Origin of the sequence: Bradyrhizobium sp. JYMT SZCCT0180 (genome assembly GCF_018130165.1) — a bacterium.
GTDB lineage: Bacteria > Pseudomonadota > Alphaproteobacteria > Rhizobiales > Xanthobacteraceae > Bradyrhizobium.
The window spans coordinates 143,856-170,809 of record NZ_JAFCLZ010000018.1 but is presented as its reverse complement, the minus strand read 5'-3'; the positions used below and the strand labels follow the sequence as shown (position 1 = coordinate 170,809).

Annotated in this window: 27 protein-coding genes; 11 read left to right on the top strand and 16 right to left on the bottom strand. The window is 62.0% G+C overall.

All coding sequences use genetic code 11. From position 1 onward, the window contains the following. Positions 1–76: 76 nt before the first annotated feature. From JQ641_RS25810 to JQ641_RS25765, 10 genes are all read right to left on the bottom strand, one after another. Positions 77–934: an HpcH/HpaI aldolase/citrate lyase family protein gene (locus JQ641_RS25810; protein WP_211998689.1), complete on the bottom strand. Its 858-nt coding sequence runs from the start codon at positions 932–934 to the stop codon at positions 77–79. A 4-nt stretch (positions 935–938) separates the two neighbouring features. Further along, entirely contained in the window at positions 939–1,394 is a 456-nt protein-coding gene (locus tag JQ641_RS25805) for a MaoC family dehydratase (RefSeq protein ID WP_211998688.1), read from the bottom strand. After that, entirely contained in the window at positions 1,394–2,170 is a 777-nt protein-coding gene (locus JQ641_RS25800; protein ID WP_211998687.1) for an enoyl-CoA hydratase/isomerase family protein, read from the bottom strand. Before JQ641_RS25800 ends, JQ641_RS25805 begins: the two co-directional genes overlap by 1 nt. Positions 2,171–2,182: 12 nt before the next feature. Further along, positions 2,183–3,388, bottom strand: a complete 1,206-nt coding sequence (locus JQ641_RS25795) for a CaiB/BaiF CoA transferase family protein (RefSeq protein ID WP_211998686.1) — start codon at positions 3,386–3,388, stop codon at positions 2,183–2,185. Between the two features lie 129 nt (positions 3,389–3,517). Then, positions 3,518–4,234, bottom strand: a complete 717-nt coding sequence (locus JQ641_RS25790; protein WP_211998685.1) for an ABC transporter ATP-binding protein — start codon at positions 4,232–4,234, stop codon at positions 3,518–3,520. Continuing rightward, positions 4,231–4,989, bottom strand: coding sequence for an ABC transporter ATP-binding protein (locus tag JQ641_RS25785; protein WP_211998684.1), 759 nt, complete (start codon positions 4,987–4,989; stop codon positions 4,231–4,233). The genes JQ641_RS25790 and JQ641_RS25785 overlap by 4 nt, the downstream gene beginning before the upstream one ends. A gap of 2 nt (positions 4,990–4,991) precedes the next feature. Next, the gene (locus JQ641_RS25780) at positions 4,992–5,777 is read right to left on the bottom strand and encodes an SDR family NAD(P)-dependent oxidoreductase (protein WP_211998683.1); all 786 of its coding nucleotides are present in this window, start codon (positions 5,775–5,777) and stop codon (positions 4,992–4,994) included. Then, positions 5,774–6,802, bottom strand: a complete 1,029-nt coding sequence (locus tag JQ641_RS25775; protein WP_502754991.1) for a branched-chain amino acid ABC transporter permease — start codon at positions 6,800–6,802, stop codon at positions 5,774–5,776. The genes JQ641_RS25780 and JQ641_RS25775 overlap by 4 nt, the downstream gene beginning before the upstream one ends. Further along, entirely contained in the window at positions 6,799–7,701 is a 903-nt protein-coding gene (locus JQ641_RS25770; protein ID WP_211998682.1) for a branched-chain amino acid ABC transporter permease, read from the bottom strand. Before JQ641_RS25770 ends, JQ641_RS25775 begins: the two co-directional genes overlap by 4 nt. Positions 7,702–7,799: 98 nt before the next feature. Next, positions 7,800–9,059, bottom strand: coding sequence for an ABC transporter substrate-binding protein (locus tag JQ641_RS25765; protein WP_211998681.1), 1,260 nt, complete (start codon positions 9,057–9,059; stop codon positions 7,800–7,802). Between the two features lie 181 nt (positions 9,060–9,240). Here JQ641_RS25765 and JQ641_RS25760 point away from each other — a divergent pair, with 181 nt between their 5' ends. The 6 genes from JQ641_RS25760 (at position 9,241) to JQ641_RS25735 (ending at position 15,667) form a co-directional block, all read left to right on the top strand. Continuing rightward, positions 9,241–10,734 (top strand): AMP-binding protein, encoded by a 1,494-nt coding sequence (locus JQ641_RS25760; RefSeq protein ID WP_211998680.1) that lies wholly within the window; start codon positions 9,241–9,243, stop codon positions 10,732–10,734. After that, positions 10,731–11,390 (top strand): TetR/AcrR family transcriptional regulator, encoded by a 660-nt coding sequence (locus JQ641_RS25755; RefSeq protein ID WP_211998679.1) that lies wholly within the window; start codon positions 10,731–10,733, stop codon positions 11,388–11,390. Before JQ641_RS25760 ends, JQ641_RS25755 begins: the two co-directional genes overlap by 4 nt. Further along, positions 11,380–12,153 (top strand): SDR family NAD(P)-dependent oxidoreductase, encoded by a 774-nt coding sequence (locus tag JQ641_RS25750; RefSeq protein WP_211998678.1) that lies wholly within the window; start codon positions 11,380–11,382, stop codon positions 12,151–12,153. The genes JQ641_RS25755 and JQ641_RS25750 overlap by 11 nt, the downstream gene beginning before the upstream one ends. A gap of 13 nt (positions 12,154–12,166) precedes the next feature. Continuing rightward, a complete protein-coding gene (locus JQ641_RS25745) occupies positions 12,167–14,077 on the top strand; it encodes a flavin-containing monooxygenase (RefSeq protein WP_211998677.1) in 1,911 nt (636 codons plus the stop codon). A 609-nt stretch (positions 14,078–14,686) separates the two neighbouring features. Then, positions 14,687–15,316: a 2-hydroxychromene-2-carboxylate isomerase gene (locus JQ641_RS25740; protein ID WP_211998676.1), complete on the top strand. Its 630-nt coding sequence runs from the start codon at positions 14,687–14,689 to the stop codon at positions 15,314–15,316. 78 nt (positions 15,317–15,394) lie between these two features. Further along, positions 15,395–15,667, top strand: coding sequence for a hypothetical protein (locus JQ641_RS25735; RefSeq protein ID WP_211998675.1), 273 nt, complete (start codon positions 15,395–15,397; stop codon positions 15,665–15,667). 136 nt (positions 15,668–15,803) lie between these two features. Here JQ641_RS25735 and JQ641_RS25730 read toward each other — a convergent pair whose 3' ends face one another. Next, a complete protein-coding gene (locus tag JQ641_RS25730) occupies positions 15,804–16,814 on the bottom strand; it encodes a glutathione S-transferase N-terminal domain-containing protein (RefSeq protein ID WP_249150697.1) in 1,011 nt (336 codons plus the stop codon). A 224-nt stretch (positions 16,815–17,038) separates the two neighbouring features. Between JQ641_RS25730 and JQ641_RS25725 the strand changes: the two genes are divergently transcribed. Continuing rightward, positions 17,039–17,833, top strand: a complete 795-nt coding sequence (locus JQ641_RS25725; RefSeq protein ID WP_211998673.1) for a class II aldolase/adducin family protein — start codon at positions 17,039–17,041, stop codon at positions 17,831–17,833. Between the two features lie 122 nt (positions 17,834–17,955). After that, complete coding sequence (locus JQ641_RS25720) at positions 17,956–18,897, top strand: GAF domain-containing protein (RefSeq protein WP_211998672.1); 942 nt, start codon at positions 17,956–17,958, stop codon at positions 18,895–18,897. A 9-nt stretch (positions 18,898–18,906) separates the two neighbouring features. Here JQ641_RS25720 and JQ641_RS25715 read toward each other — a convergent pair whose 3' ends face one another. Together JQ641_RS25715 and JQ641_RS25710 are read right to left on the bottom strand one after the other, a co-directional pair. After that, entirely contained in the window at positions 18,907–20,064 is a 1,158-nt protein-coding gene (locus JQ641_RS25715; RefSeq protein ID WP_211998671.1) for an epoxide hydrolase family protein, read from the bottom strand. 174 nt (positions 20,065–20,238) lie between these two features. After that, positions 20,239–21,057 carry a dienelactone hydrolase family protein gene (locus tag JQ641_RS25710; protein WP_211998670.1) on the bottom strand — a complete coding sequence of 273 codons (819 nt, stop codon included), beginning with the start codon at positions 21,055–21,057 and terminating at the stop codon, positions 20,239–20,241. A gap of 134 nt (positions 21,058–21,191) precedes the next feature. Here JQ641_RS25710 and JQ641_RS25705 point away from each other — a divergent pair, with 134 nt between their 5' ends. After that, entirely contained in the window at positions 21,192–22,130 is a 939-nt protein-coding gene (locus JQ641_RS25705) for a GlxA family transcriptional regulator (RefSeq protein WP_211998669.1), read from the top strand. A 1-nt stretch (position 22,131) separates the two neighbouring features. Here the strand turns inward: JQ641_RS25705 and pdxR are convergent, their stop codons facing one another. Then, positions 22,132–23,610, bottom strand: a complete 1,479-nt coding sequence (gene pdxR, locus JQ641_RS25700) for a MocR-like pyridoxine biosynthesis transcription factor PdxR (RefSeq protein ID WP_249150672.1) — start codon at positions 23,608–23,610, stop codon at positions 22,132–22,134. 80 nt (positions 23,611–23,690) lie between these two features. Between pdxR and JQ641_RS25695 the strand changes: the two genes are divergently transcribed. Then, positions 23,691–24,623: a DMT family transporter gene (locus tag JQ641_RS25695; protein WP_211998668.1), complete on the top strand. Its 933-nt coding sequence runs from the start codon at positions 23,691–23,693 to the stop codon at positions 24,621–24,623. Positions 24,624–24,865: 242 nt separating this feature from the next. Here the strand turns inward: JQ641_RS25695 and JQ641_RS25690 are convergent, their stop codons facing one another. Then, positions 24,866–25,087, bottom strand: a complete 222-nt coding sequence (locus JQ641_RS25690) for a hypothetical protein (protein WP_211998667.1) — start codon at positions 25,085–25,087, stop codon at positions 24,866–24,868. Between JQ641_RS25690 and JQ641_RS25685 the strand changes: the two genes are divergently transcribed. Beyond that, positions 25,086–26,057, top strand: a complete 972-nt coding sequence (locus JQ641_RS25685; protein WP_211998666.1) for a Bug family tripartite tricarboxylate transporter substrate binding protein — start codon at positions 25,086–25,088, stop codon at positions 26,055–26,057. The two genes, JQ641_RS25690 and JQ641_RS25685, sit on opposite strands and share 2 nt — an antisense overlap. 47 nt (positions 26,058–26,104) lie before the next feature. On the opposite strand, the gene JQ641_RS25680 is transcribed toward JQ641_RS25685, so the two are convergent. Continuing rightward, the gene (locus JQ641_RS25680) at positions 26,105–26,866 is read right to left on the bottom strand and encodes a hypothetical protein (RefSeq protein ID WP_211998665.1); all 762 of its coding nucleotides are present in this window, start codon (positions 26,864–26,866) and stop codon (positions 26,105–26,107) included. Positions 26,867–26,954: the final 88 nt, after the last annotated feature.

The window sequence follows — 26,954 nt, the reverse complement described above, 5'->3', positions numbered from 1 at the left end:
GGCAAAGCCTAGCGTGCCCACCATTCAGGCCATCGAAGTAGATGGTGGGCACGGCGCAAGAGCGCCTTTGCCCACCCTACTTAGCCCGCAGTGCCAAGATCTTTTCGGCGGCGCGCAGATGCGGCTTGTCGATCATTTTGCCGTCGATCTTGACGACGCCGGAGGCTGGATTGTCGTTGAAGGCTTTGACGATCTTCTCCGACCAGGCGATCTCTTCGTCCGTCGGCAGGAAGGCGGCGTTGACGACATCGACGTGCTTGGGATGGATCACCGCCTTCGCCAGGAATCCATCCTGACGCGCGGCGATCGATTCTTCCCGTAAGCCTTCGAGATCGTTAATGTCGGTAGCGATGGTATCGATCGCGACGACGCCGGCGGCCGCGGCGCTGATCAGGCAGAGGTCGCGTGCCAGCAAGAACGGCCCGTGATATCGGCCCGCGGTCCGGTTGCGCGAGGCGCCGAGCGACGCCGCGAGATCCTCCGCGCCCCACATCATGCCCCACAGCCGCGGGCTCATGTTCTCGAAGTCGAGCAGCTTGAGCACCGCGCGCGCCGTCTCCGTCGCCACCGTCACGATCCGGGTGGTTCCGTGTTCGATGTCAGATGCGGCTTCGAACGCATCGAGATACAGCGACAGCCTATTAACGTCGGCAGCACCAGCGCATTTCGGCAGCACAACACCGTCGGGCCGGCCCGGGATCACGGCGGCGAGATCGCCCAGCGTCATGCCGGTATCGAGCGCGTTGACGCGGATATAGACCTTCTGGTTCGGGTTCCGCACAGCGAGCATTTCGCGCACGGTGCGCCGGGCGCCGACCTTCTCGTCCGGCGCGATCGAATCCTCGAGATCGAGGATCAGCGCGTCAGCCGCGGTCTTCCTGGCGTTTTCGAACTTGCGCAGGCTGTCGCCGGGAACGAACAGGAAGGATCGCATCAAATCACGCCTTTGGTTTGCAATGCATCAGGCCGGTGCGACGGCAGCTCGCGACTACTTCGCCGCGCTGATTGGTCATGGTGTGTTCGAACTCGACGATCCCCTGCGTCGGCCGCGATTTGCTGGCGCGTTTGGAGATAATCTTCGTATGGGATTTCAGCGTATCGCCGTGAAACACCGGTTTAGGGAATTTGACGTCGGTCATGCCCAGATTACCGACCGTCGTGCCCAGCGTCGTATCGTAGACGCTCATGCCGATCATGATGCCAAGCGTATAGAGGCTGTTGAACAGCCGTTGGCCGAATTCGGTATTCTCGGAGAAATGCGCATCGATATGCAGCGGCTGCGGATTCATCGTCAGCAGGCTGAACATCGTATTGTCCATCTCGGTGACGGTCCGGCTGAACTCATGATGAAACTCCCGGCCGACCTCGAACTCCTCGAAATATAATCCGGCCATCAGCGCCCCTTGTAGTTTGGTGTCCGCTTCTCGACGAACGCGTTCAACCCTTCCTGACAATCTTCCGTCGTCGCCACCAGCGCAAAGCTCTCGGCGGTGTTCTCGACCGAACGGCGGAAATCGGCATCGACCGCCCGCATGAACGAATCGCGGCCGATCTTCATCACGATCGGCGACTTGGCGGCGAGCTTCCGCGCAATATCGCGGGCGCGCTCGAGCGCGGTCCCCTTCGGGACCACTTCGCTCAGAAGACCCATGCGGAATGCAGTCGCGGCATCAAAGGGCTCTCCCAGAAACAGCGGCCCGAACGCCTGGTGTTTCCCGACCAGCCGGGGCAGTTGCACGAAGTGGATCGCCGGGATCAGTCCGACATCGATCTCCGGATAGCCGAAGGTCGAGGCGTCGCCGGCGATGATCATGTCGCAAGAGATCGCAATCGTCATGCCGCCGGCCCGCACCGCGCCGTCGACCGCGGCGATGGTGGGCTTGCCCATGCGATACTGGGTGTCGTTGAGCGCGAAATACAGCCGCTCGAGGAATTTCTTGGTTTCGATCCCGGGCTTGCCCCTGACGATGTCGAGGTCGAGCCCGGCACAGAACACCTTGTGCAGGCTGCCGATGATGACTGATGATACCGACGGATCGTCCTTCGCTTTCTGCAGTGCGGCCAGTAGTGCATCGATCAGCGGCATGCTCAGCGCGTTGACTGGCGGCCGATCCAGCATGATCTCCGCGATCTTGTCCGAGACGGTGTAGCGAACGAGTTCAGCGCTCATGATGCCGCTTCCTTATTGTCTGGCCTGACGCACCGCGCCGGCTGCGATCAAATCATCGATGGTGCTGCGATCGAGTCCGGCCTCGGTCAGGATCGCTACGCTATCCTGTCCGATATCCGGCGCGGGGCAAAGTGCGTCTTCGGAAAGGCTGGCAATACCCGGCGTGCGCGGCGTGTAGACCGGGCCGACGCCGGGGGTATCCTGGCACACCGACGCGTTGGTCGCTTCGACGTGAGGATTGCGCAGCCACTCCCCGGGATTGAGGATGCGTTCGGCAATGATATCGGCCGCATGCAACCGCGACAGCCAGACGTCGGTCGGTCGCGCCAGGAAAACCTCGCGCAGCTGCGAGATCAACGTGTCGGCCGCGTCGGCCCGGCTGGCGAAGTCCGCAAAGCGCGGATCGCTGGCGAGATCGTCGCGCTCGATGGCGGCACACAGCCGCTTGTATTGCGGCTCGTTGACCAGCGTCACCATCATCCAGCCATCGCTGGTCTGATAGGAACCTGCCGGCACGTTAAGCGCCCGCGGTGCGCCGCCCTCCAGAATATGCTCGGCGACCTTGTGGCCGAGCAGCGCCGCCGTCGACTGGCAGAGATTGACGTCGATCCAGCGACCGGTGCCGGTGGTCGCGCGCGCGAACAGCGTGGTTGATATCGCCTGGAAGGCGTAGACGCCGGTCACGACGTCGGAGACGGTCGTACCGACCCGGTGCGGGGTCTTGTCGTTGCCGACATTGATCGACACCAGGCCGGAAAACGCTTGCGCAACGGAATCCGAGCCGGGCCGTTTTGAGTAAGGCCCGCTCTGCCCGAATGCGCTCACCGAGAGATAGATCAGGCCGGGATTGTCGCGCGAGAGTTCCTCGTAGCCAATTCCAAGCCGGGCGGCGACACCGGGGCGAAAGCCTTCGATCAAAACGTCGCAATCTTTCGCCAGTTTCCGGGCGATTGCGATCGCGTCCTTGTGCTTCATGTCGAGGCAGAGGCTGCGCTTGCCGCGGTTATAGACCGCCGACAGCGTCGTATGGCTCCCATAGGTCGTTCCCAGGAAACGCGACCAATCCCCCTCCGGGGGCTCGACCTTGATGATTTCGGCACCGTAGACGCCGAGCAGCATCGCGCAGTAGGGCGAGGCGATGCCCTGCCCGAAGTCAAGCACACGCAAACCGCGATACGGCGCCTCATGCGTCGGCGTTAGCATCCGATTGACTGCCATTGTTCCCCCACAGGAGCGCAATCGGTTCTGATGAAATCAGAACCGAAGCCCTCGATTCTTTTTTTTGCGCGTTTTCTTCACGCGAACCGGTATCCACTTCGCTTGAAAACGCTATGGCCGGGCCGAAAGCTACAGCGCGAGATAGCGCTGACGAATGTTTTCGTTGGCTTTCAGCTCTTCGATACCGGATGTGTAGACGATCTGGCCCTTGTCGATAACCGTCGCGTGGCTCGCAAGGCCAAGGCAAAAATGCATGTTCTGCTCGGCGATCAACACCGTGGCGCCGGTGCCGCGAAGCTGTCGCAGCAATTCGCCGATCCTTTGCACGATGATCGGCGCCAGCCCCTCGCTCGGCTCGTCCAGCAGCAAGAGCGCCGGATTGCCCATCAGGGTGCGTGCAATCGCCAGCATCTGCTGCTCGCCGCCCGAGAGGCGTCCCGCGATCCGGTGCCGCAAGGGCTCCAGCAGCGGAAATACATCGTAGATGCGCCGGATCGACCATTCGTCCTGGCCGTCGGGGCCCTTCTTGGCGCCGATCTCCAGATTGTCTTCCACCGTATGCTCAGGGAAAATCTGGCGATCCTCCGGCACGAAGCCGAGGCCGGCGCGGGCGATGTGATGCGGCTTCAGCCCGGATACGGTCCGGCCCCGCAGGGTGACCTTGCCGCGGCGCGCCGGCGCCAGGCCCATGATGGCCTTCATCGTGGTCGACTTGCCGGCGCCGTTGCGGCCGAGCAGCGCCATGGTCTCGCCCTGCCGCACCGACAGGCCAACGCCGAACAGTATCTGACTGCTGCCGTAGAAAACGTCGAGGTCCTCGACCTGCACCACCGGCTGCGCGCTCATATCGCAGCCTCCGCGTGATGTTCGGTGCCGAGATAGGCCTCGATGACGGCCTCGTTGCGGCGAACCGCATCGGGCTTGCCGGTGGCGAGAATCCGGCCGTAGCACAGCACCACGATCTCGGGCGCGATCTTGAACACGATATCCATGTCGTGCTCGATGAAGACGACCGTGATCTTCTGTTTCTCCCAGAGCTCCCTGACCTTGTCGATCATGCGCCAGCGCTCTTCGGTGCCCATGCCGGCGGTGGGCTCGTCGAGCAGCAGCACCTTGGGATCGAGCACCAGCGCCAGCGCGATATCGAGCAGCTTCTGGTCGCCATGCGACAGCGTCGCCGCCGTCCGGTTACGCTTGCTGGCAAGCCCCAGCAATTCCATCGCGTGCTCGGCGCGGTCACGGGTTTCAGCCAGCGGAAATCGTCGATGCATGACGCCGGCGCGGCGCTGATCGGCGCCGACGGCCGCCAGCATCGTTTCCTGCACCGTGAGCGAGGGAAAAATACTTGCGACCTGGAACGCCCGGCCGATGCCATAGCGCACGATCTCGGGCGGCGAGCGCCCAGCCAGATCAACGCCATTGAGCAGTATCTGACCGGAATCCGGCTTCAGCGCCCCAGTGATCAAGTTGAAGAACGTGCTCTTGCCGGCACCATTGGGGCCGATGACAGCGGTCAACGAACCGTCAGCAAAGTCCAGCGTCACGTTGTCGGTCGCCTTGACGCCGCCGAAAGATTTCGAGAGTGCGCGAATTTCCAGCATGGCTAACCATTCGCCTCCCGAAGTCCGCCATAGGTGCTCCATGATATACCGGCCAACCAGCCGCAATCGACCGGCAAATTGGCGCCCGTGATCGCGGACGCGGCATCGGAGGCAAGAAAGGCGACAACGCGACCGATTTCGGAAGGATCGACCAGACGGCGCAGCGCGGCATTGGCCGACAGCGCGGAGACATCCCGCTCGCCACGATCAATCGCGTTCTTCAGCGCGGGCGTTAGCGTATAGCCCGGAGAAACGGCATTCACCCGCACGCCGGAGGGGCCCCACTCCGCGGCGAGGCATTCGGTGATCGCAATCACGGCCGCTTTGGCCGGGGCGTAGGCATGCAAGGGCATCGAGCGCATGCCGGCGATCGAGGCGATGTTGACGATGCTGCCGCGTTTGCGCGCGATCATGCGCCGGGCAAAGGCGAGGCAGGCGACATAGGTGCCGCGCTGGTCGACACGAACGACGTCGTCCCAGACCGACATAGGCAAATCGTGCGGCCGCACCGGCACCTGGATGATCCCGGCACTGTTGACGAGCACATCGACCGGCCCGCATTCGCGCTCAATCGCTTCCGCGCATGCCTCGACACTGGTCTCGTCCCCGACATCGGCGGCGTAGGCCTTGCCGCCAAATTCCGCGGCGACATCTCTTGCTTTGGCCAAATCGCGATCGACGACGATCACGAGATCGCCGCTCGCGGAGAGCTCCCGCGCGCAGGCCGCGCCAATCCCGCTGGCGCCGCCCGTTACCACGCTGACCCGCGCTTTTGCCGCCGGGCTCATGATGCGCGCCCCCCGGAACGCTCGCGGCGCTGCACGTACCATTCGATCACGAAATCCATCAGGCCTTTGCGCAGGCCGATGGCAAAGAACAGGATCACGATGCCGAGAACGATGCCGTGATACTCGGTCACACGGGTGACGGTATCGTTGAGGATCAGGAACAGCGCGGTGCCGACCATCGGCCCGAGGAATGTGGTTACACCGCCGAGCATGTTGATGAAGATGCCCTCGCCCGAAATGGTCCAGTAGGCGAATTCCGGATAAGCGCCGGAGACGAACAGCGCCATGATGATGCCGCCGGTCGAGGCGAACAGCGCCGCGAGCACGAAGATCGTCAGTTTGGCGCGCCAGACGTCGATGCCGATAAAACTCGCCCGCGTGGCGTTGTCGCGGATCATGCGCAGCGTGTAGCCGAACGGCGACTGCGCGATCTGGTGCATCAAAAACAGCCCGATCACCAGCAGCGCGCAGCTGACAATGTACAAATGAAGATGGTTCGACAGGTCAATGCCCAGGAATGGCGGCCGGGGAATGCCGCCGCGCAATCCCTGATCGCCGCCGGTCAGCGACACCCAGGACAGGATGGTGGAATGGATTAGCATTTGGAATGCCAGTGTCACGAAGGCGAAATAGATTTCCTTCAGCCGCACGCAAATCGCGCCGATGACGAGGGCGACGACGAAAGTAATCGCCAGCGTTGCGACGAACGCCACCGGCACGGCAACACCCGTTTTCTGCATCATGAGGCCAAAACCGTAGGCGCCGAGGCCAAAGAACATGCCGTGGCCGAATGACGTCAGCCCGGTGTAACCGACCAGAAGGTTGAGCGACGTCGCGAACAGCCCATAGGCCGCGCAGCGGATCACGAAGTCGAGCAGGAATTTGCTGCTGGTGAGCATCGGCAGCACGGCGAGCACGACAAAGACCGCAAGCGCAATCAGGGCATCCCGGTTGGGGCGCGGCTTTGACTTGGTAATGGAGTTGTCGAGCACCTTGCTCGCCTGTTCGGCCTGCAATTCGGTCACGCGACCTCCTTGCCGAACAGGCCGGTCGGGCGGGAGACCAGCACGATCACCATGAACAGATACATCAGGCCTTCCGTAAACAGGGGAAAGCCGAGCGAACCGAACGAGCGGATCATGCCGATCAGGAGCGCGCCGATCAGCGCGCCCAGGATCGAGCCCATGCCGCCGATCACGGTGACGATGAAGGATTCGATCAGCACCGAAAATCCCATCCCCGGCGTCAGTGACCGCACCGGCGCCGCGAGCGCGCCGGCCAATCCCGCCAGCATGCCGCCGAGCGCGAACACGCCGCCATAGATCAGGCCGGTATTGATTCCGAGCGCAGACACCATGCCCGGATTATGCGCCGCGGCGCGGATCACCTTGCCGATCCGGGTGCGGGCAAGACCGAGGCCGAGAATGATCGCGGCCACCAGCGCGACGCTGATCAGCAGCAGATAATACGGCGGCACCACGCCGCCGGCGATGAACAGCGGCGGAATCTGGAACGCCGCCGGCATGCCCATCGACTTGAATTCCGGTCCCCAGATCATCCGTACGACGTCGTCGAATATCAGCACGAAGGCGTAGCAGACGAGGACCTGCATCAGCACGTCGCGGCCGTAGACCCGGCTCATGAAGACGCGCTCGAAGATCAGGCCGAGGAGCGCGGTGCCGGCCGCGCCGCACAGCATCGCCAGCGCAAAGCTGCCAGTGAGCTGATAGGCCGTCATCGCGAAATAGGCGCCGAACATATAGAAAGCGCCGTGGCTGAAATTCACCACCTTGAGCACGCCGAAGATCAGCGTCAGCCCGACGGCGACGAGAAACAGCAACATGCCGATGATGAAGCCGCTGGTGGTTTGCGTCACCAGACAGGCGGAGCTGGCGAGACAGCCGGTGAGTGTATCGAGATCCAAGGAAAATATCCGTTACGGCATGCCGGAAGATCGGCGCGCGAAAGAGCCAAGGGACGGTGAACGGAGGCGGCCTGCGCTGCCTCCGTTACACGGATCAATCAGGTGTAACCCTTGCTCTTCTTCCACTCGGCTTCGAGTTCGAGAATGGTCTTCCAGTCGCCGGCCTTGACCTCCGGCACATAGGGCTCTTGCGGGATCGTCGTACCCCACCCGATCGCATAGCCGATCAGGGTCTGGTCCTCGGCCCGCATCGTCACGGTGCCGTCGGCGCCGAACGGCGACTTGATCTTGAGGCCACGCAATGCCTCCGCAAGCTTCTTGCCGTCGGCGGAATTCGCCTTCTTCGAGGCCTCGGCGAGCAACATGATCGCGGTTGCGTTCTCCCACGACCAGTTGGTCGGGTACTCGTTGTATTTCGCCTTGTAGGCATCGCCCCAGGCCGCGTTCTCCGCGGTCGCAGGATAGGTCTTGATGTAGCGGTTGCCGGAATGAATGCCCTTGGGCAGGTTCTTCACCACGGTGAGCGCGGTGTAGTCGGCCATGTTGACCGCGAACACCTCCATCTGGGCGAACAACGCGTAGATATTGGCCTGATCGATGTACGACGTCAGATCGCCGCCCCACAGGCAGGAATACAGCGCTTGCGGCTTGGCCTGCAGAATCTTGGTGACGACCTCGGTGTAATCGGGCTGGAACAGCTTTGGCCAGGACTCGCTGATGATCTCGACGTCAGGCGCAAAGCGCTTCAGGTACGTCACATATTCGCCCGTGGTGTCGCGGCCGTAGGCGTAGTCGGGCGAGCAGGTCGCCCATCTCTTCAGGCCCTTGGCCTTGGCGATCGCCGCCGCGTAGCTGCCGCCGACGATCGAGTCATGCACGCCCTGGCGCGCGGTGCGGAAGCCGTTGGGAATATGCTGCTTGGGATCGGCGGTCAGCGACGAGGTTTCCGAATTGGTGTGAATGCAGAGCACGCCGAGATCGCGCGCGACTTCGTGCACGGCGAACGCTCCGGATGACGCCTCGGCATCGATCAGGAGTTCGCAGCCATCGGTGTTGACCAGTTCGCGCGCCACGCGGGCGGCTTCCTGCGGCTGCCCCTTGGAATCGCGGATCACCATCTCGATCTGCCGTCCGGCGAGACCGCCCGCGGCGTTGACCTTCTCGACTTCCAGCATCACGCCGTTGCGCGATGAGGTTCCGAGTTGCGCCACGCGGCCGGAGAGAATGGTGGGCATGCCGACCTTGATGGTCTTGGCCTGCGCCCGCGCCACCCATGGTGTCGCGAAAGTCACGGCACCGGCGCCCATCAGCGCCAGCGTTGAACGGCGGCTGATGCCCGGTTTGCGGGTTCTCGTCATTATTCCCTCCCTCTTGGGTTTGCGTTCCCAGTTTCCTGCCCAAATCCCAGCCGGGGATCGTGTTGCCCCCGTCCTCACAAGATTTCAGAGCAAAGGGGGTGACGTCAAGCCAAATATGAATTACGAGTCATAATTCATCTAACGGGAGATCGGGCCGGAATCCGGCCTTTTGAGCCGCGAAATGATCAACCTTTCGAGCTTCATCGCGTTTCACGCCAGGCGGACGCCGGGCCGCTGTGCGCTGAAATACCGCGGCGAGGAGATCTGCTACGCCGACTTCCACCGCCGCATCGGCCAGGTGGGCGGCTGGCTCGCCGCGCGCGGCATCGGCGCGGGCGATGTCGTCGCGGTGCTGATGAAGAACAGTGCGGCGTTTCTCGAACTGGTATTTGCGACCAGCCACATCGGCGCGGTGTTTCTGCCGATCAACTATCGGCTGTCGGCCGACGAGGTCGGCTACATCGTCGGCAATTCCGGCGCGCGCATTCTGATCGCGGACGAAGAGCTGGCCGGCGTCGCAGCAGGTAACGTTCCCCTCGTGCTGCTCGATGACGCCGCGCAATCCGGCATCTCGCGGCTCGCACCTGACATCGCCCCCGCCCCGATGCATCCAAGACAACCGCGCGACCTGGTGCGGCTGATGTACACCTCAGGCACCACCGACCGCCCCAAGGGCGTGATGCTCTCTTACGAGAACATCTACTGGAAGTCGGCGGACCAGACGCTGGTGCTGGGACTGAACGCCGATACGCGGTTGCTGGTGGTCGGCCCGCTCTACCATGTCGGCGCGCTGGACCTGCCGGGCATTGCCGTGCTGTGGCACGGCGGCATGCTTTCCATCCACCGCAACTTCGAACCCGAGCAGGCGCTGGCGGCGATCGAGGCCGAGAAACTGAACGCGGCCTGGTTCGCGCCCGTGATGACCACGGCGATTCTCACCTGCCCGACCCGCGACAGCTTTGACGTCTCGAGCCTGCGATGGGCGATCGGCGGCGGCGAGAAGACACCGGAAGCACGCATCCGCAGCTTCTCCGAATATTTTGCGAACGCCCGCTACATCGACGCCTATGGCCTGACGGAAACCTGCGGCGGGGACACTTTCATGGAGCCCGGCCGCGAGATCGACAAGATCGGCTCGACCGGCCGCGCCATCGCCCATGTCGAGATCGAAATCCGCGACGATGCCGGCCATCGCCTGGCACCCGGCGAAAACGGCGAAATCTGCCTGCGCGGACCGAAGGTCACCCAAGGCTACTGGAAAGATCCCGAGAAAACCGCGGCGGCTTTCTTCGGCGATTGGTTCCGCAGCGGCGACGTCGGCTACCTCGATGAAGACGGCTTCCTCTATCTCACCGACCGCAAGAAGGACATGATCATTTCAGGTGGCGAGAATATCGCGTCATCCGAAGTCGAACGCGTGATCTATGAATTGCCGCAGGTGCGCGAATGCGCCGTCATCGGTATGCCGGACGCGCGCTGGGGCGAAAAGCCTGTTGCGATCGTGGTGCTGGGAGAAGACGCCGCGCTGGAGCTGCCTGCTTTGACCGATCATTGCCGCGCGCGGCTCGCCGGCTTCAAGGTGCCGAAGCAATTGATCATCCGCGACAGCCTGCCGCGCAACCCGTCCGGCAAGGTGCTCAAGCGCGTGCTGCGCGCCGAACTGGAGGCTTCATGACGCAGGCAACGCGAGCCAATTCCGGCAAGGTCACAAAACTCAACCGCGTCGAGCGCAACGCCTGGACCAAGCGCAAGATATTCGATGCCGCGACCAAGATCGTCGGCAAATACGGCTATGCCGAAGCCTCGGTCGCCCGCATCACCGAGGAAGCCGGCGTCGCGCAGGGTACGTTCTACAATCATTTCGAAAACCGCCAGGAACTGCTGGATCAATTGCTGCCGAAAATCGGCATCGACATGGTGCGCTTCATCCGCGCGCGCACCGGCACGGCACAGACCGCGCAGCAGGAAGTCGAACGCTTCAGCGCCTTCTTCGACTTCATCCGCGAGGTGCCGGAGTTTCTGCGCATCCTTAACGAGGCCGAGTTCTTTGCGCCGATCGGCTATCAGAAGCATTTTGATAATATCTCGACTGCCTATGTCCGCATCCTGAAGCGCGCGCGGCTTGCCGGCACCGTCGACAGTTACAGCGACGCGGAGTTCGAAGCGATCGTTCAAATATTGATGGGCGCGCGCGGCTATCTGAGCCGGCGGTATTCCTATTCGGACGGTGCGGTCACGGCCGTGCCCGACCATGTCATCTCCGCCTACCAGAAGCTGATGACGCGCGGGCTTTTCAATTCAGCCGGCAAAGGCAACGACCATGAACGCTGAGGGTATCATTCTCGTCACCGGCGGAAGCCGCGGCATTGGCGCTGCAACCGCAACGCTTCTGGCCGAACAGGGCCAGCGTGTCGTGATCACTGACATTGCGCCGGAACCACTGGCCGGCACCGGGACGATCCTGTGGCCTGCCCCTTTCGATGTCGCCAGCGAGAGCGCCGTCGTCAGCGGCATCGCCGATATCGAGACCGCCCACGGGCCGATCACCGGCCTCGTCAATGCCGCCGGCGTGTTCGGCAAGATGCATCCGGTCGAACGCGTGCGGATGGATCAGTGGGACCGCGAGGTCAATATCGACCTGCGCGGCACATTTCTGGTCGCCCGCAGCGTCGGTGTCAAAATGGCCGAGCGCCGGCATGGCGCCATCGTCAATGTCGCATCGGTCGCGGGCATGACGTCAGGTCCGATCCACGCCTATACGGCTGCGAAAGCCGGCGTCATTCAGATCACGCAGACGCTTGCCGCCGAATGGGGCCGTACCGGTGTGCGCGTCAATGCCGTCTCTCCCGGCTTCACCCGCACCGCGGCGCTCGAAGCCGGCATTGCCTCCGGCGCGCTCAACAAGCGCCTGCTCGAAAACCCGACCGCGATGAACCGATTGGTCGAGCCGATCGAGGTCGCGCAGGCAATTGCGTGGTTGCTGTCACCGATGAGCAGCGGTGTCACCGGCATCAACCTGCCGGTCGACGCCGGATATATCGCCGGCACCACCTGGGCCGCCTATGGCGGCCTGCGCGAAGCGCCTGGCATGTAACAAGGATACGAGCATGAACATCGAGATGCCCCGCAAAAAACTCGATTTGCCGTCGGCCATCGCCGAAGGCGATATCCGCGTGCTGCTGATGGTGCTGATCCACATGACCGGCGACGAGCGCTGGCTGGAGCCGCCGTACAAGCCGAGGCGCGACGTTCGCCTGATCCCCGACCCCGAGGCCGGCCTGCCTCGCGAAGTGCAGGACGAAATCCGCGCGGCTGTCGTGAAGCTGTTCGCCAATGGCGAGCCCAAGCCTGTGATATCGGACCCCGGCGACGAATTGATGCTGAAGATGATGCGCGCGACGCTCGGCGAAAACGTCACGCCGGAATATGCGCCGCTGATGCGCGAGGAGATGGGCTTTATCCCCCGCGACATCAGCTGGACCAGACCTCCGGCCGACGACAAACTGGCGCAGCAGCATGTGCTGATTGTCGGCGCCGGCGTCTGCGCGATCGCACTTGGCGTCGCGCTGGGCCGGCTCGGCATTCCCTACACCATCGTCGAGAAGAACGCCGAACTCGGCGGTACCTGGTACGTCAATCGCTACCCCGGTTGCGGCGTCGATACGCCGAACCACTCTTACTCCTTCTCGTTCGGCGCCCGTAATCCATGGACGCGCTACTTCGCCCAGCGTCAGGAATTGCTCGACTATCTCAAGAAGGTCGCGCTCGAATACGACATTCGAAAGCGCCTCCGCCTCAACACCGAACTGACGTCTGCGCGCTGGGATGAGAGCAAGCGGCGCTGGATTTCGACGCTGAAGACGGCGGATAGCGAGGAGACCTTTGAATCGACCACGCTCGTGAGCGCGATCGGCCAGCTCAACGACCCCTCGCCCGCGCATTTCAAGGGCGACGAAAACTTCAAGGGCCAGACCCTGCACTCCGCATTGTGGTCGGACGACATCGAGCTCGACGGGAAGCATGTCGCGGTCATCGGCACTGGCGCCACCGCGATGCAGCTGGTGCCATCGATCGCTGACCGGGTGGCGTCGCTGACCGTTTATCAGCGGACCGCGCAATGGGCACGGCCGGTCGCGGGCTATTCCGACCCGATCAGCGACGGCGCGCAATGGCTGCTCGCCCACCTGCCCTTCTATGTGAAGTGGTACCGCTTCAACATGTTCTGGCGCTACGGCGACGGCCTGCTGCCGTTCCTGCGCAAGGATCCGAACTGGCCGCATCCCGAGCGCGCCGTAAACAAGGGCAACGACCGCCATCGCGAGGAGTTGACGGATTTTATCCTGTCCGAACTGAAAGACCGTCCCGACCTGATTGAAAAATGTGTGCCGACTTATCCGCCCTACGGCAAGCGCATCCTGCTCGACAACAACTGGTTCAAGACGCTGACAAAACCGAATGTCGAACTGGTCACCGACAGCATCGACCATTTCACAAGTGACGGTATTGTCGCCTCCGATGGCAAATCGCGGCCGGCCGACATCATCGTGATCTCGACCGGCTTCAAGGTCACCGAGATGGCGGCGCGCCTCAACATCACTGGCCGTGACGGCAAGGACCTCAGGCAGGCCTGGGCCAACGATAACCCGACGGCCTATCTCGGGCTCACCGTGCCTGACTTTCCGAACTTCTTTGTCATGCTCGGCCCGAACTCCGGGCCCGCGCATGGTGGCAGCGTGATCTTTCAGTCGGAATGCCAGAGCCGTTACATCAGTGCCTGCCTGGTCGAGATGATCGAGCGCGACATCGCCGCGATCGATGTTCGCCGGGACGCGCACGATCAGTACATCGAAAAAGTCGACGCCGAGCATGAACAGTTGATCTGGTCTCATCCGGGCATGACGACTTACTACCGCAACAGCCAGGGTCGGGTGTTCTCGGCGATGCCATGGCGGTTCGTCGATTACTGGGCGATGACACATGATCCGGATTTCAACCAGTATCGGCAGACCAAAGCATGAGTTCATCGCTTTAAAATTGCGCTCAGGAGCGGAACTCTCTTCCATCCGGCGGGCGTAGGCACGGGAACCCAAGTGCGATTTTTCTCAGCATAAACTTGACACCTGACAATATCTGCCGCAGCATTTCAAACGCTGCACCTGTCGGCGTAGCGGAGCCTTCGGCTCCCTGCCTCGCGGGAATGGCGACCGATCATGTGATCGACCTGCAAGCAGCGGATGCGGACGTAAGTCCGTCGGGCCCACTCTTGGAGAGGAGCATGACGCCACCGGCTAAGCCAGTGACCTTGCTCAACCGCAAGGTCTCGACGCAAATTGGGTGAACAGCAGCTGCTAGCCCCGTTGCGCCGCCTAAAAATTCAAACATATGCGCAAGATCGGAGCGCAAAGGCCAAGCGCTTTTCGATTTTGAAGATGCACTGGTGTCTACCAGATAATCCTTCGCCTATAACGAAGATGTAGGGCCCCGCGCTGCTTGAATGCACCGGGGCCCATTCGTTTGGCTCTCATTCGTCTGACTCCATGACAGCTTTCCGGCGATCGACGAGGTCTCCGCAGATTGCTTCCGTCGTTTGGATCGGAAACAATTACCCGATCTGACAGGAAGCGGCGATGACAAAACCTCGCATACGAATCTATACCGACTACAAGAGCCCCTACGCGTTTGTCGCGAACAAGCGGCTGTTCGAACTCGAGGACGAATACGGCGTCGAGCTGGAATGGCTGCCCTATACGCTGCGCGTCGCCGAGTTCATGGGCACGGTGGAAGAGCGTACACCGCATTTCTGGCGCAAGGTTCGCTACGCCTATATGGACGCGCGGCGCTATGCCAACGCTCAGGGTCTCACCATGAAGGGCCCGCGGCGCATCTATGATGCCTTCTATGCCAGCGCGGGCATGCTGTTCGCGCAGCGTCATGGACTGTTTCGTTCCTACCACGACACGGTGTTCCGGCGCTTCTGGAGCCATGATCTAGAAATCGACGAACTGGCGGATATTGCCGGCGTGATTGCATCTGTCGGCGGTTCGGCCGAGGAATTCAAAGCCTACGTCCACGGCCCGGCTCGGTCCGAACATGACCGCATCATCGACGAGGCGGAGGAGCTCGGCGTGTTCGGCGTGCCGACCATGGTGTTCAACGGCGAACTGTTCTGGGGCGGCGACCGCATCGACCTGCTGATCGAGCGCATCAAGGACCCTGAATCGATTGCGACCGCGCTGGGCAGCCGGCACCGGAAATGAGGCCACTAGGCTCCTGTTTTCAATCTGTTTACCACCTTCAGCTAACCTGCGCGGTGCTGGAAACGCCAGGACCGGGGCATGTTCAGAGAAAGCCTCCCGATCGCTTATGATGCGCCTGCCGACCTGAAAAAGTGGCCCTCGCTCAGGAATGAGCGGGTCACCAGCAAGACGCCGTATCTCGTTTACAACGGAACATTGGCGGACTGCATCCGGCAATTGATGGCGAAGCCGATCAAGCAGATATCGCTCTACGACATCGTCACCGAACGCCAGCCGGCCTTCGACGGCAACGTGCTTTCACCAGGGGACGCCGCCGAAATCGCGATGCGCAAGGATTTTCCGAAGGGTTGAGCTTCTCAGAAAAATGAGTTGCTTTTCGTCATGGCCGGGCTTGTCCCGGCCATCCACGTCTTGCTTGCTGTCGGACTGAAAGACGTGGATGCCCGGGACAAGCCCGGGCATGACGACTTTCGCGGCAATCAGGCTCTCAAGAAGCCATCAAATGCGCCCAGCACCCGGTGCGCTCCAGCACCGGTCGTAACGCCACGCAATCGTCCGCATCGAGTGCAGCAAATTTGTCGCGAAGCTGTTGCAGGCACTTCACCTGATATTTGAACGGCGCCAGCGTATAAGGCAGGCCCCAGACGTTGATCTCGAGCCGATCGAGACCATTTTCAAAAGCCTTCGCGTTTGCGACCAGGAACGGCAAATAGAGTTCGCCCGTAATTCTCAACAGCGCCTCCGCCATTCCGCCAAGCGCCTGATCTCGCGGATGCCATTCGCCCTCGACACCGGAAGCGTCGTCCAGCCGCCGCACCCAATGATCGGTAAAGGGCGCCTTCTCGCGCATGATCCGCATCGGCGTCGGGTCGGCCGCCATCTCACTGAGCTGGCCGAACCAGGCGAAGTCGGCAAGCGACGGCCGGCTGCCGAACAGATAATTCGTCATGCCGACATGCGGCTCGAACGCCGCAAGCATTCGCAAGTAGCTTTCCTCGAGCAGCGGCTTGTTCTCCGCGGTCGCACCGAGAATAACCATCCGTGAAATCTGCCGCTGGCGGAAACTCTCGATCTCCTCAGGGCTGCCGGTCGCATCCTCCGACACCGACCACTCTTCGCCGGCCCAGCGTGAGACATAGGCCTGATCTTCCGGATCCCACCATCGATACAGGAACAACGGCTTGACCGCCCATTCGTCGGCGAGATCTTCCAGCAGGTCGCACACGAATGCGACCGCCTTGTCGTCGGGGATGACGGAGCGCTCCTGGTGACGCCGCTCCAGATCGTAAGCCAATGTCGTGGTCTCGCCACGAAACGTGCCGTCAGGATATTGCAGCACCGGAATCAGGTTCGGACGCAGGTGCTCCGTGGCCTTGCGCAGCGCCTTGGTCATGATGACCCAGTCAAAGGGAATCCGGCGATAGCGCATCAGTGCGCGCAGCTTGATGGCGTAGGGCGACGCGGTCGAACCGATCAGCCGATAGCGGCCTTCACTCATGACGCTCACTCGATCATCCAGAATCTAAACGTCGATGGTAACGCTTTGTCCTCATACTGGCATTGCAGCGGATTGTCCGGCAACGGCGCATTCGGATTTCGCCCGCCAGCCCTGCAATAAACCGCTACGACTTGCCTTGCGGCGCAACGAGCTCTGCAGCTATTCTGCGCGCCAATGATCGGGTCCTGCCCGCCCCAACAAATCCCGCCCGGTGGAGAAACGCCATGAATCCTCCTGTCAGTTCGCCTGCCATCAAGGTCGTGAAATCGGTCCGGGAACAGGTCAGCGCAGAAGAATGGCAGGCGCGGGTCGATCTGGCTGCCTGCTACCGCCTTACGGCGCTGTACGGCATGACCGAAATGATCGCCAATCATATCTCCTGCCGGGTGCCGGGAACGACAGACCAGTTCCTGATCAATCCTTACGGTATGCTCTATGAAGAGATCGACGCGTCGTGCCTGATCAAGGTTGACGTCGAGGGCAACACGCTGCTCAACGCGACCGACTACAACGTCAATCTCGCCGGCTTCGTCATTCACAGCGCCATTCACATGGCCAAGCACGACATGGATTGCGTGGCGCATACGCACACGCCGGCCGGCATGGCCGTTTCGGCGATGGAGTGCGGATTGCTGCCGCTGGCGCAGACCTCGATGCGGTTCCTCCACGTCGCGTATCATGATTTCGAAGGCATCGCCGATGATGTCGACGAGCGTGCCCGGCTGGTCAGGGACCTTGGCGACCACGAAGCCATGATCCTGCGCAACCATGGCCTGCTCGTGGTCGGCCGCACTGTGCCGTCGGCCTTCAACGTGCTGTGGCGCCTGGAGCGCGCCTGCCAGGTGCAGGTCATGGCACTGTCCTGCAACACCAAATTGATTTACCCGTCGCAAAGCATTCTCGAAGCGACCTACGACAAGATGCGGCCACGGGTTGACCGGCCGGCGCGAAACGGCGACCTCGCCTGGCCCGCGTATCTGCGTAAACTCGATCGCATCGATCCATCCTACCGAAATTGAGGTTCCGTCCGGCTCATTGACGCTTCGCACGAACTTTGGGCGGGGCTTGCCTGTAATTTGATCGCACACACCGTCGCTAAATCGCCGATGCTGGTCGTCGATGAGGCGATAGGTGCTTCCCGATGAAGACGTTCATTCGAGTGGTTGAACTGTGGGTACCGGACCGGACCCGCACGCGTCTGGAGTTCGGCGGCAGTCTTTGCAGCGAGGAGTATTCGGAGTTCAAGGCGGTCAGCGAAAATGCGCTGTTTGCCTTTGATGAAGGGTTGCCCGGCAAAGCCTGGGCCTCCGGACATCCGGTCATTCTCACGAAATTTGCCAACTCCTACTTCAAACGCACCGACGAGGCGATCGAAGCCGGGTTGACCTGTGGCGTGGCGCTGCCGGTGTTCGCCGGTGAATTCCTGATGGCCGTCATGGTGCTGTTCTGCGGCGACGACGAGAAGCACGTCGGCGCCATCGAGCTCTGGCACAATGATGCCGACGTCAGCCACGAAATGGGGCTTGTCGACGGCTATTACGGCACGGCCGACATGTTCGAGTTCAACTCACGGCACACCAAGTTTCCGCGGGGCTTTGGCCTGCCCGGCCGGACCTGGAAAGCCGGCATGCCGCTGATCATCAAGGACCTGCACAATTCCAAGCGCTTCCTGCGCTGGGAAGAAGCTTCCGAAATCGGCATCAATTGCGGCGTCGGCATTCCCTACACGACGTCACCTGAAAAAACCTGGGTGATGACGTTCCTGTCCGCGCAGGCCACCCCGATCGCCAAGCGTTTTGAAATCTGGGTACCGAATCCATCGCGATCGGCACTGGTGTTTCATTCCGGCGATTGCAGCAAGAATACCGAGCTTGAATCGCTTTACGCGTCAAAGAGCATAGGCAAAGGCGAAGGCAGCATCGGCGGGGCCTGGGCAACCGGCATGCCGGCGATCAACGAGCATCTGAAGGTCGATGAGTCCGTTGCGGCGCAGGCAGCGCGCGCGGCCGGGATGAATCAGATCGTCGTGCTGCCGGTGATCGAGAACGCGCTGCTCAAGGCCGTCCTCGCCTGGTATCTCTGAACGATCGGATCAACGCGCCATAGGCTGGCGCAAGGTCCTGAAGAAGTCTCGCACCTCCCCGGCAAACAGCTCAGGCTGCTCGAAGGCCGCGAAGTGACCGCCTTTCGGCATTTCGCGCCAGTGCCGGATATCGGTATAGCTTCCTTCCATCCACCGCCGTACCGGCGTGACGATCTCCTTGGGAAACACGGCAACCCCGCTCGGGATCGTCACCTTGTGGGGCGTCCGACGCTTCGGCCCAAAACTCTCCCAATAGAGGCGCGCCGACGAGGCCGCGGTCGCCGTCACCCAATACAGCATGACATTGTCGAGCAGTTCGTCGCGGCCGAGGATGTTCTCGGGATGCCCGTCGCAATGGGTCCAGGCCCAGAATTTCTCGAGAATCCACGCCGCCTGGCCGCTCGGCGAATCCGTCAGCCCATAGCCCAGGGTTTGCGGCCGGGTCGATTGCTGCTTGGAATAGCCGGAATCCCAGTCGGCATAGTATTTGATGCCATGCAGCGCCCGCGCCTCCTCCGGCGTCGGCTGTCCGTCCACGTTGGGGCGTGCTGCCATCGCCAGCGTGATGTGAATGCCGGCGCAATGTTCGCCATCCTGCGCGCCCAGCGCGGTCGTCACTGCCGAGCCCCAGTCACCGCCTTGCGCGCCATAACGCGCATAGCCAAGACGGTCCATCAACACCGCCCAGGCGGCGGCAATGCGATCAACGCCCCAGCCTGTCGTGGTTGGCTTGGCCGAAAAGCCGAAGCCGGGCATTGACGGGCAAACGACATGAAACGCGTCGGCGGCGTTGCCGCCGTATGCGGTCGGGTTGGTGAGCGGCTCGATCACCTTGTGGAACTCGACCACGGAGCCCGGCCAGCCATGGGTGATGATCAGCGGCATCGCCTGCGGATGCGGCGAGCGGACATGCAGGAAGTGAATATCGAGGCCGTCGATTTCGGTCGTGAACTGCGTAAAGCGATTGAGGCGCGCCTCGCGGGCGCGCCAGTCATATTCGTCGGCCCAGTACCGGCAAATATCCTTGATCCATTTCAATGGCGCGCCCTGGCTCCAGTCGTCGACCAGTTCGGCCTCCGGCCAGCGCGTGTTCCGCAACCGCGACTTCAGATCATCGAGCACATCGTCGCCAACCGAGATGCGATAGGGTTTGATTTCAGCGCTCATGGAGAGTTCTCACAATGCCTGATGGCAAGCCGCAATTGCATCCTGCCGACTTCATTTGCGTGACATTACGCAGACGCGTCAGCTTGATGCAAATTGACGGGTTGGTCGAGACGTTCCGGAGCGCTGTCGATTGCTCCTCCCTTGACCTTGCGGCAGTTGTGCGGCGCTGGCGCGTCAGGGCGCCAGACGCTGCTTGAAGAACCCCAAAATCTCGTCGCGGGCTGCGATGGTCGGCTGACCGGCTTCGTCGATCAGGTGGGCGGTCACGACACTGTGCGGCGTCGTGACGTAGCGCTCAAAGAACTCGGGAACATCGGTGTTCGCCACATTGTCGGGAAGCACCCGGCCGATGAAGCGGTCGCCAAGCGCCTCCTGATAGGCCGCAAAGCGCTGCGCCATGCAGAATCTGTCGCCCTCGAACCGATAGGCCAGCACGGTCAGGTCTTCCCGATCGAGCCGTTCGCGGACGGCCTCGATTTCGTCCGGCGCGATTTCGATGCCGGCCGGATCGTTCAGCGGTAGTGATGGCTGCGAGAGAACCGGCGCCAGCATCGACGGCTCCAGCATCATCGTCAGCGCGAAATTTCCCGTAAAACACATCCCGATGGCGCCGACGCCGGGACCGCCGCACTCCCCATGCGCAAATCTCGCCAGCGACCGCAGCCACTGCGTCACCGGGCTTGATTGATTGCCGGCCAAGGCCCGGAACTCAGCGCTGACACAGGCGCGTTGAAACACGGCGGTGCCCTCTTCCACATTGGGAACAGCGCCATCGCGGCCGAACAGCGAAGGCATGTAGACCGTGAACCCGGCGTCGCGCACCCAGCGGGCGAAACGCGCGACGTAAGGGCTGATGCCCGGCATCTCCGTCATCACGATCACTGCCGGCCCTCGGCCTGCGACATGCACCGCCTTGGTGATGCCGTCGAGTGCAATCTCGCGGCGCTCGAAATCCTCGAGCGGGTCGTCCTGCTTCATGGATCGCTTCGGCATCTGGTCACTCCCTGCGCGCGCAACGATCGGCGCCGCCAGATTTGACGACGCCGCGTCAGCCTTGATGCCGATCATTGCGATACCGCACCGGATTGCCTAGTGTCAAAAATGACATTGATCGGGGATTTTTGGACATGACCAGGGTGACGGTCGTTGAAATCGAGGGCTGCCTGGCTTCCGGCGCCGCCATCACCCATGACGTGATGGCGACTGCCAACCAGATCAGCAAGACGGCCAAACGCGCTTTGCCGTTCGATGTCACGACGGTGCGCCTGGGCCCGCGCCGAAAACGGGAAAGGCTGCGTGGCGCCGACCTCGTCATTGTGCCGGGCCTTGGCCTCGGCGTTGCGTCAGCGGACGAACTCGACGCGAAACTGAAAAGCCCGGCCTGCCGGCGTGCTTGCGACATGCTGATTCAATCGTTCGAAGCCGGCGCCGCGCTCGCGGCGGCATGCGCAAGCACTTTCCTGCTCGCGGAAACCGGATTGCTGGACGGCCGGCGCGCGACCACGACATGGTGGCTCGGCCCGCTGTTCCGCGAGCGCTATCCGATGGTCGAACTGGCGAGCGACCGGATTGTCGTCGCCGATTGGCCAATTGCAACCGGCGGCGCGGCGATGGCGCAGATGGATTTGATGCTTGCGATTGTGGGCAAGTTTGCCGGCCCGAAGCTTGCCGGCGCCTGCGCCAACTATCTGCTGCTGGATGAACGGCGCTCCCAGGTGCCGTTCATGGCGATCAATTATCTGGCGAGCCAGGACGCGAAAATCGCGAAGGCGGAAAAATGGGTGCGAGAAAATATCGCGCGCGATTTTGCGATGGAGGAACTCGCCGAGGCCGTCGCGCTCGCGCCGCGCACGTTTGCCCGGCGCATCGCGGCAACCTGCGGCGTCTCGCCTATTCAGTTCGTTCAACGCATCCGGCTTGAGACCGCCAGAACCCTGCTCGAGACCACGCGCCTGTCGGTCGATCAAATTTCCCGGCAAGTCGGCTATGCGGAGCCGTCCACCCTTCGCCGCCTGATCCGGCGCGATACCAAACGTTCACCCGGGCATTTCCGGCCAGCGGCCTGAATCATCGCCCGCGGAGATTCCTTGCGATCGTCTTGCCGATAAGTTCGGCGCCGGCATCGATTTCGGCTTCATTCCAGGCGGCGAATCCAAGAAACAACCCGTGCTCGGCGGTCTTGCCGGTAAAATGGCGGGAAAGCGGCCGCGCCGTAACGCCAACCTTGGCCAGATCGGCCACGAGACGGCAATCATCCGATCCCGGCTCCAGCCGGGCGAGAAGTTGCATGCCGCCGGCCGGCGGCGTGATCGCGAGCTTGCTTCCGGCCGCTGAAGCCAGCGCATGTGTCAGCCGGTCACGGCGGCCGCGATAGATGCGGGTCATCCGGCGAATATGGGCTGCGAAATCGCCGTCGCCGATAAACTCCGCCAGCGCGAGCTGCATCGCACCCATCACCATTTGGCCGGTATGCCGCTGCATCCTTTCGAATGTCTCAACGAGGCCGTCGGGCACGATCGCGTAGCCCACGCGGATATCCGGCAACATCGGTTTCGAGAAGGTCCCGACATAGAAGACGTTGCTGGCGGTATCGATGCCCTGCAACGCGACCACCGGCCGGCCGTCGAAATGAAACTCGCTGTCGTAGTCGTCCTCGATGATTGCCGCGCCCGCTTCCGCGGCGAACGCCAACAGTTCCTGCCGCCGCTTAATCGGCATCAGCCGGCCCGTCGGGTATTGATGCGAGGGTGTGCAGAAAATCAGCCGCGGACGATCCGTCCGCCCCGCCAGGCGCAGCCCGCTGCGATCCAGCGTCACTCCCTTGACCCGTGCACCGGTCGCCTCAAGCGCCACGCGCGCGCCGCCATATCCCGGGCTTTCGATCCACGCCGGATCGCCCTCATTGAGCAGGACCCGCGAGATCAGTTCGATGGCCGCCTGCGCCGACGATGTAATGATCAGCCTTCGCGCGTCGGCCTTGACGCCGCGATGTTCCACGAGATGGCTGAGCAACGCCGCGCGAAGAGCCGGATGGTTGGCCCTGATTCCCGCCGCATGCCTGCTGCGGGCCGCACGGCGTAGGCAGCGCGCCCACACCTCGTGGGGAAACTCGCGGGCATCGGCGAGCCCCGGAGCAAATGGCCGCGGGCTGCCTCCTTCGTTCGTGAAGTGCCAGTCCGACCGGGTGACCTGCCTCGCCCAACGGGAGACCCGCATGAAGCCGGAAGGCTCATGATCCAAAGATTGATCACCGGAGACCAGCTGCATTTTCTCGACCGCCGCGACCACCGGCCGGCGTCCGCGTGCGACGACGATGTAACCTTCCACCGCCAGCTGATCGATGACCGTTGAGACCGTGTTTCGCGAGACGGCGAAATCTTCCGCCAGCACCCGGCTGGACGGCAGCCGGTATCCGCGCGGCAAGGCGCCCGACAGGATTGCGGTGCGCAGGCGATCGTAGATCTGGCGTGTCAGGCTCCCGCCATCCTGCGGGGCGAACTTCAGATCGATCGTTCCGGAGAGCAGGCTGGACAAAACTGGCCCCATGATTTTCCGGAAAATGGACCTATCAATCATGCCAGTCAAGGCTATGGTTTGTGCGGCCCAATCCGCCAACAGGGATCATCATGCAGACCCATCTGTCGCGCCGCGGCGCATTCCTGCTGTTCGCGGTGATCGTGATCGCCTGGGGCCTGAACTGGACGATTACCAAGACCCTCGTGCAGAGCGCTTCGCCGCTGTGGATCACGGCGATTCGTTGCGCCATCGCCACGGTGGCCCTCGCCATGCTCCTGTTCGCGCGGGGCGAGATGATCGTGCCACGTCGCGGCGATCTGCCTGTGATCTTCGTCAATTCGATATTTCACATGGTGGCATTTTCAGCGCTGGTCGCATTCGGGCTGCAATACGCCGCGGTCGGCCGTTCAATCGTCCTTGGCTACACGACCCCGCTTTGGGTGATGCCTGCGGCCTGGCTGTTCCTCGGCGAGAAAATGACGCCATCGCGTTCACTGGGAATGGCCGTTGGCCTGGCCGGCCTCGCCCTCATGTTCAATCCATTCGCCTACAATTGGGCCGACGCCGACACCCTGGCCGGCAGCGGCTGCATCCTGCTGGCTGCCCTGTGCTGGGCGGTGAGCATCGTATACGTGCGCGCGCACCGCTGGATTTCGACGCCCTTCCAGCTCGGGTTCTGGCAAACACTGCTCGCCACGCTGGTGGTCTCCGTGCTGGCGTTTCTAAAGGACGGTGTTCCGCATCTGGAATGGAATGCGCAGCTGGTTGGGCTGTTTCTCTTCAGCGGAGTTATCGGAACGGCATTGGCCTATTGGGCGATGGCGACGGTCAATCGTAGCTTGCCCGCCGTCGTCACATCGCTCGGACTGCTCGCGACACCCGTCGTCGGGGTCGCAAGCTCAGCGATCATTCTTGGTGAAGTGGTCACGGCCGACCTGGTGGTCGCGATGCTCCTGATCCTGGGAGGCATCGCCATCGGAACGATCCCCCGCAGGGAAAAGGCTCCGGCGCAAAAGCACGCTCCCTTAGTCGTGGAGTCGTAGATCCCGCAATTCGGGCGGTGAAACCGGACGAACGCACTCGGCCGATGCGAGGACATTGACAGGCCGCGCTCTGTAAGGAGCCGGGTAATTGTAAGCAACCGAGCTCACCGCATTCCGGGGAAGGCGTTCGGCCGCAGCCGCGATGGTCAGCAATGCCAGGATCGCGGCGATAAGGCCCAAGGCCGGATTGAGCCACATCAGAACGTCATTCAGCCGAACGAGCCAATACGGAGCCATGTTCATCAGCCAGTTGCATTGTGAATCGACGTTGTATCGTCGTCCCGCGCCATCGCGAATACAATCTGGAACGTCCGAACCGTGCCTTCGTCGAATTCGAAGGCTGCTGGCAATAGGGTGCGAGACAACGCATTGTTGACATTCATGGCGATCCTGCAATTCTTCATCAGCGACCAACAAGATCTTGCGACAGCAAGACTGATGAAAGGGATGAGGAAACGCAGCATGGGGCTCAATCGTCGCGCAATTCTTGTCGCCTTCAGCGCATTCCTGTTCTGTGGCACCGCCACGGCGCAGGATTATCCGTCCCGCCCCGTCAAGATCGTCGTACCGTTTCCGGCCGGCGGCTCCAACGACATCATCGCCCGTATCGTGGCGCAGAAACTTGGCGAGCGGACCGGGCAGACATTCCTGATCGAAAATCGCGCCGGCGCCGGCGGAAATATCGGCGCGGATGCGGTCGCGACTTCGGAGCCGGACGGTCACACGCTGCTGCTCACGGCACCGCCGCCGCTCACCATCAACGCAGCGCTCTACAAGAGCCTGCCTTACGATCCGGCCAAGGCGTTCGCTCCGGTGGCGCTGGTCGCCTCGGTGCCGATCGTGCTTATGGTGCATCCGTCGGTCGAAGCCAGGAACGTCGGCGAACTCGTCGCGCTCGCCAAGGCAAAGCCGGGCACCATCAATTTCGGATCGTCGGGCAACGGCTCCACCAATCATCTTGCGGGCGAATTGCTGAAGAGCATGACCGGCATCAATATCGTTCACCTCCCCTATCGCGGCGCGGCACCCGCCATGAACGATCTGATCGCGGGGCATATTCCCATGATGTTCGACAACATCCCGGCGGTGCTGCCGCAGGTTCAGGCCAAGACCGTCAAGGCGATCGCGGTGGCCGGCGCCACACGCGCGAGCGCCCTTCCCGATGTGCCCACGGTCGCCGAATCCGGCGTGCCCGGCTTCGAAGCCTCCGCCTGGTTCGGGCTGGTGGCGCCGGCGAAAACGCCCGCGCCGGTGCTTGCGAAGCTGGAGAGCGAAGTCGACGCGATCCTGAAGATGCCCGACGTGCAGAAGCGGTTCACCGAACTCGGCGCCGAGCCGGCTAACATTTCGGGCGCGGCGTTCGGACAATTCCTCGCGGATGAAACCGCTAAATGGACGAAAATCATCCAGTCATCAGGCGCAACGGTGAACTAGGGCGTGACCCCGTCACACGCAACAGCCATTTTCCAGAGCCAGGTCCTCTACTGACGATATGGTTCCACGAACCTCGCGAAAAGCGAGTATGCCGTGGCATCAAGTTTCCACCACTCGCATGATTGGTCAGGATCTTCGCTAGTCCATTTTTCGCCATCCCAGCATTGGCCCACGTAGCTTGCGGCAGCGATAGGATTGAACTCACCCAAGAAATAGCGCAGCTTGGCGCTCGCTGGCATTGTGTCCCACATTCTTTCGTGCAAGCCGTTCGCCAGATCTTCATGATCCTCTTTTTCCTCGCTCCACCTGCACGCCGCGAACATCGCGGCCCCAACTTTGTCAGTCCAGCGGAAGCGGCCGTTCAACTGTCCTGCATATCCATGCTCGGCAAAGCGGCGCATTAGGATGAGATACTCCTCACGCGGCGTAAACCAGTTCCTGCTCGACGGAAGCAAGCCGTACTGGTCGCAGGCCAATCCCAAAAAGGCCGAGATCAACTTGTGCAAATCAACAGTAACGTCCGGGAACTGAGCCAGCACGTGCGCGTCCAGCTCATTCACGCTCAAGCACAGACGATAGGAATTTCCAGTTGGCTCGAATACACCAAACGGCTTCAACTCGCTCACGGCGGTCTTGAAATGGCTAACAAGTGCCCACGAACAGATTTGTCCGGAGTGCCCATCGGCACTTGATCGACCAATTTCGACGGGTTCTCCCCCATCGCTCAACGCAATCCGGACGGGTGCTGCCAAGTCCAGCGCGATGGCGTTAACCAGCGCTGCTACAAGGTTGCGCTGCGAGCTCATCATTTCGAGATGAATCCATTCCAGTGATTCGGCTTACCGCGATGCTACATCGTCAGCCGCCATCACGCAGTGGTTCGCTATCTGTCGAACA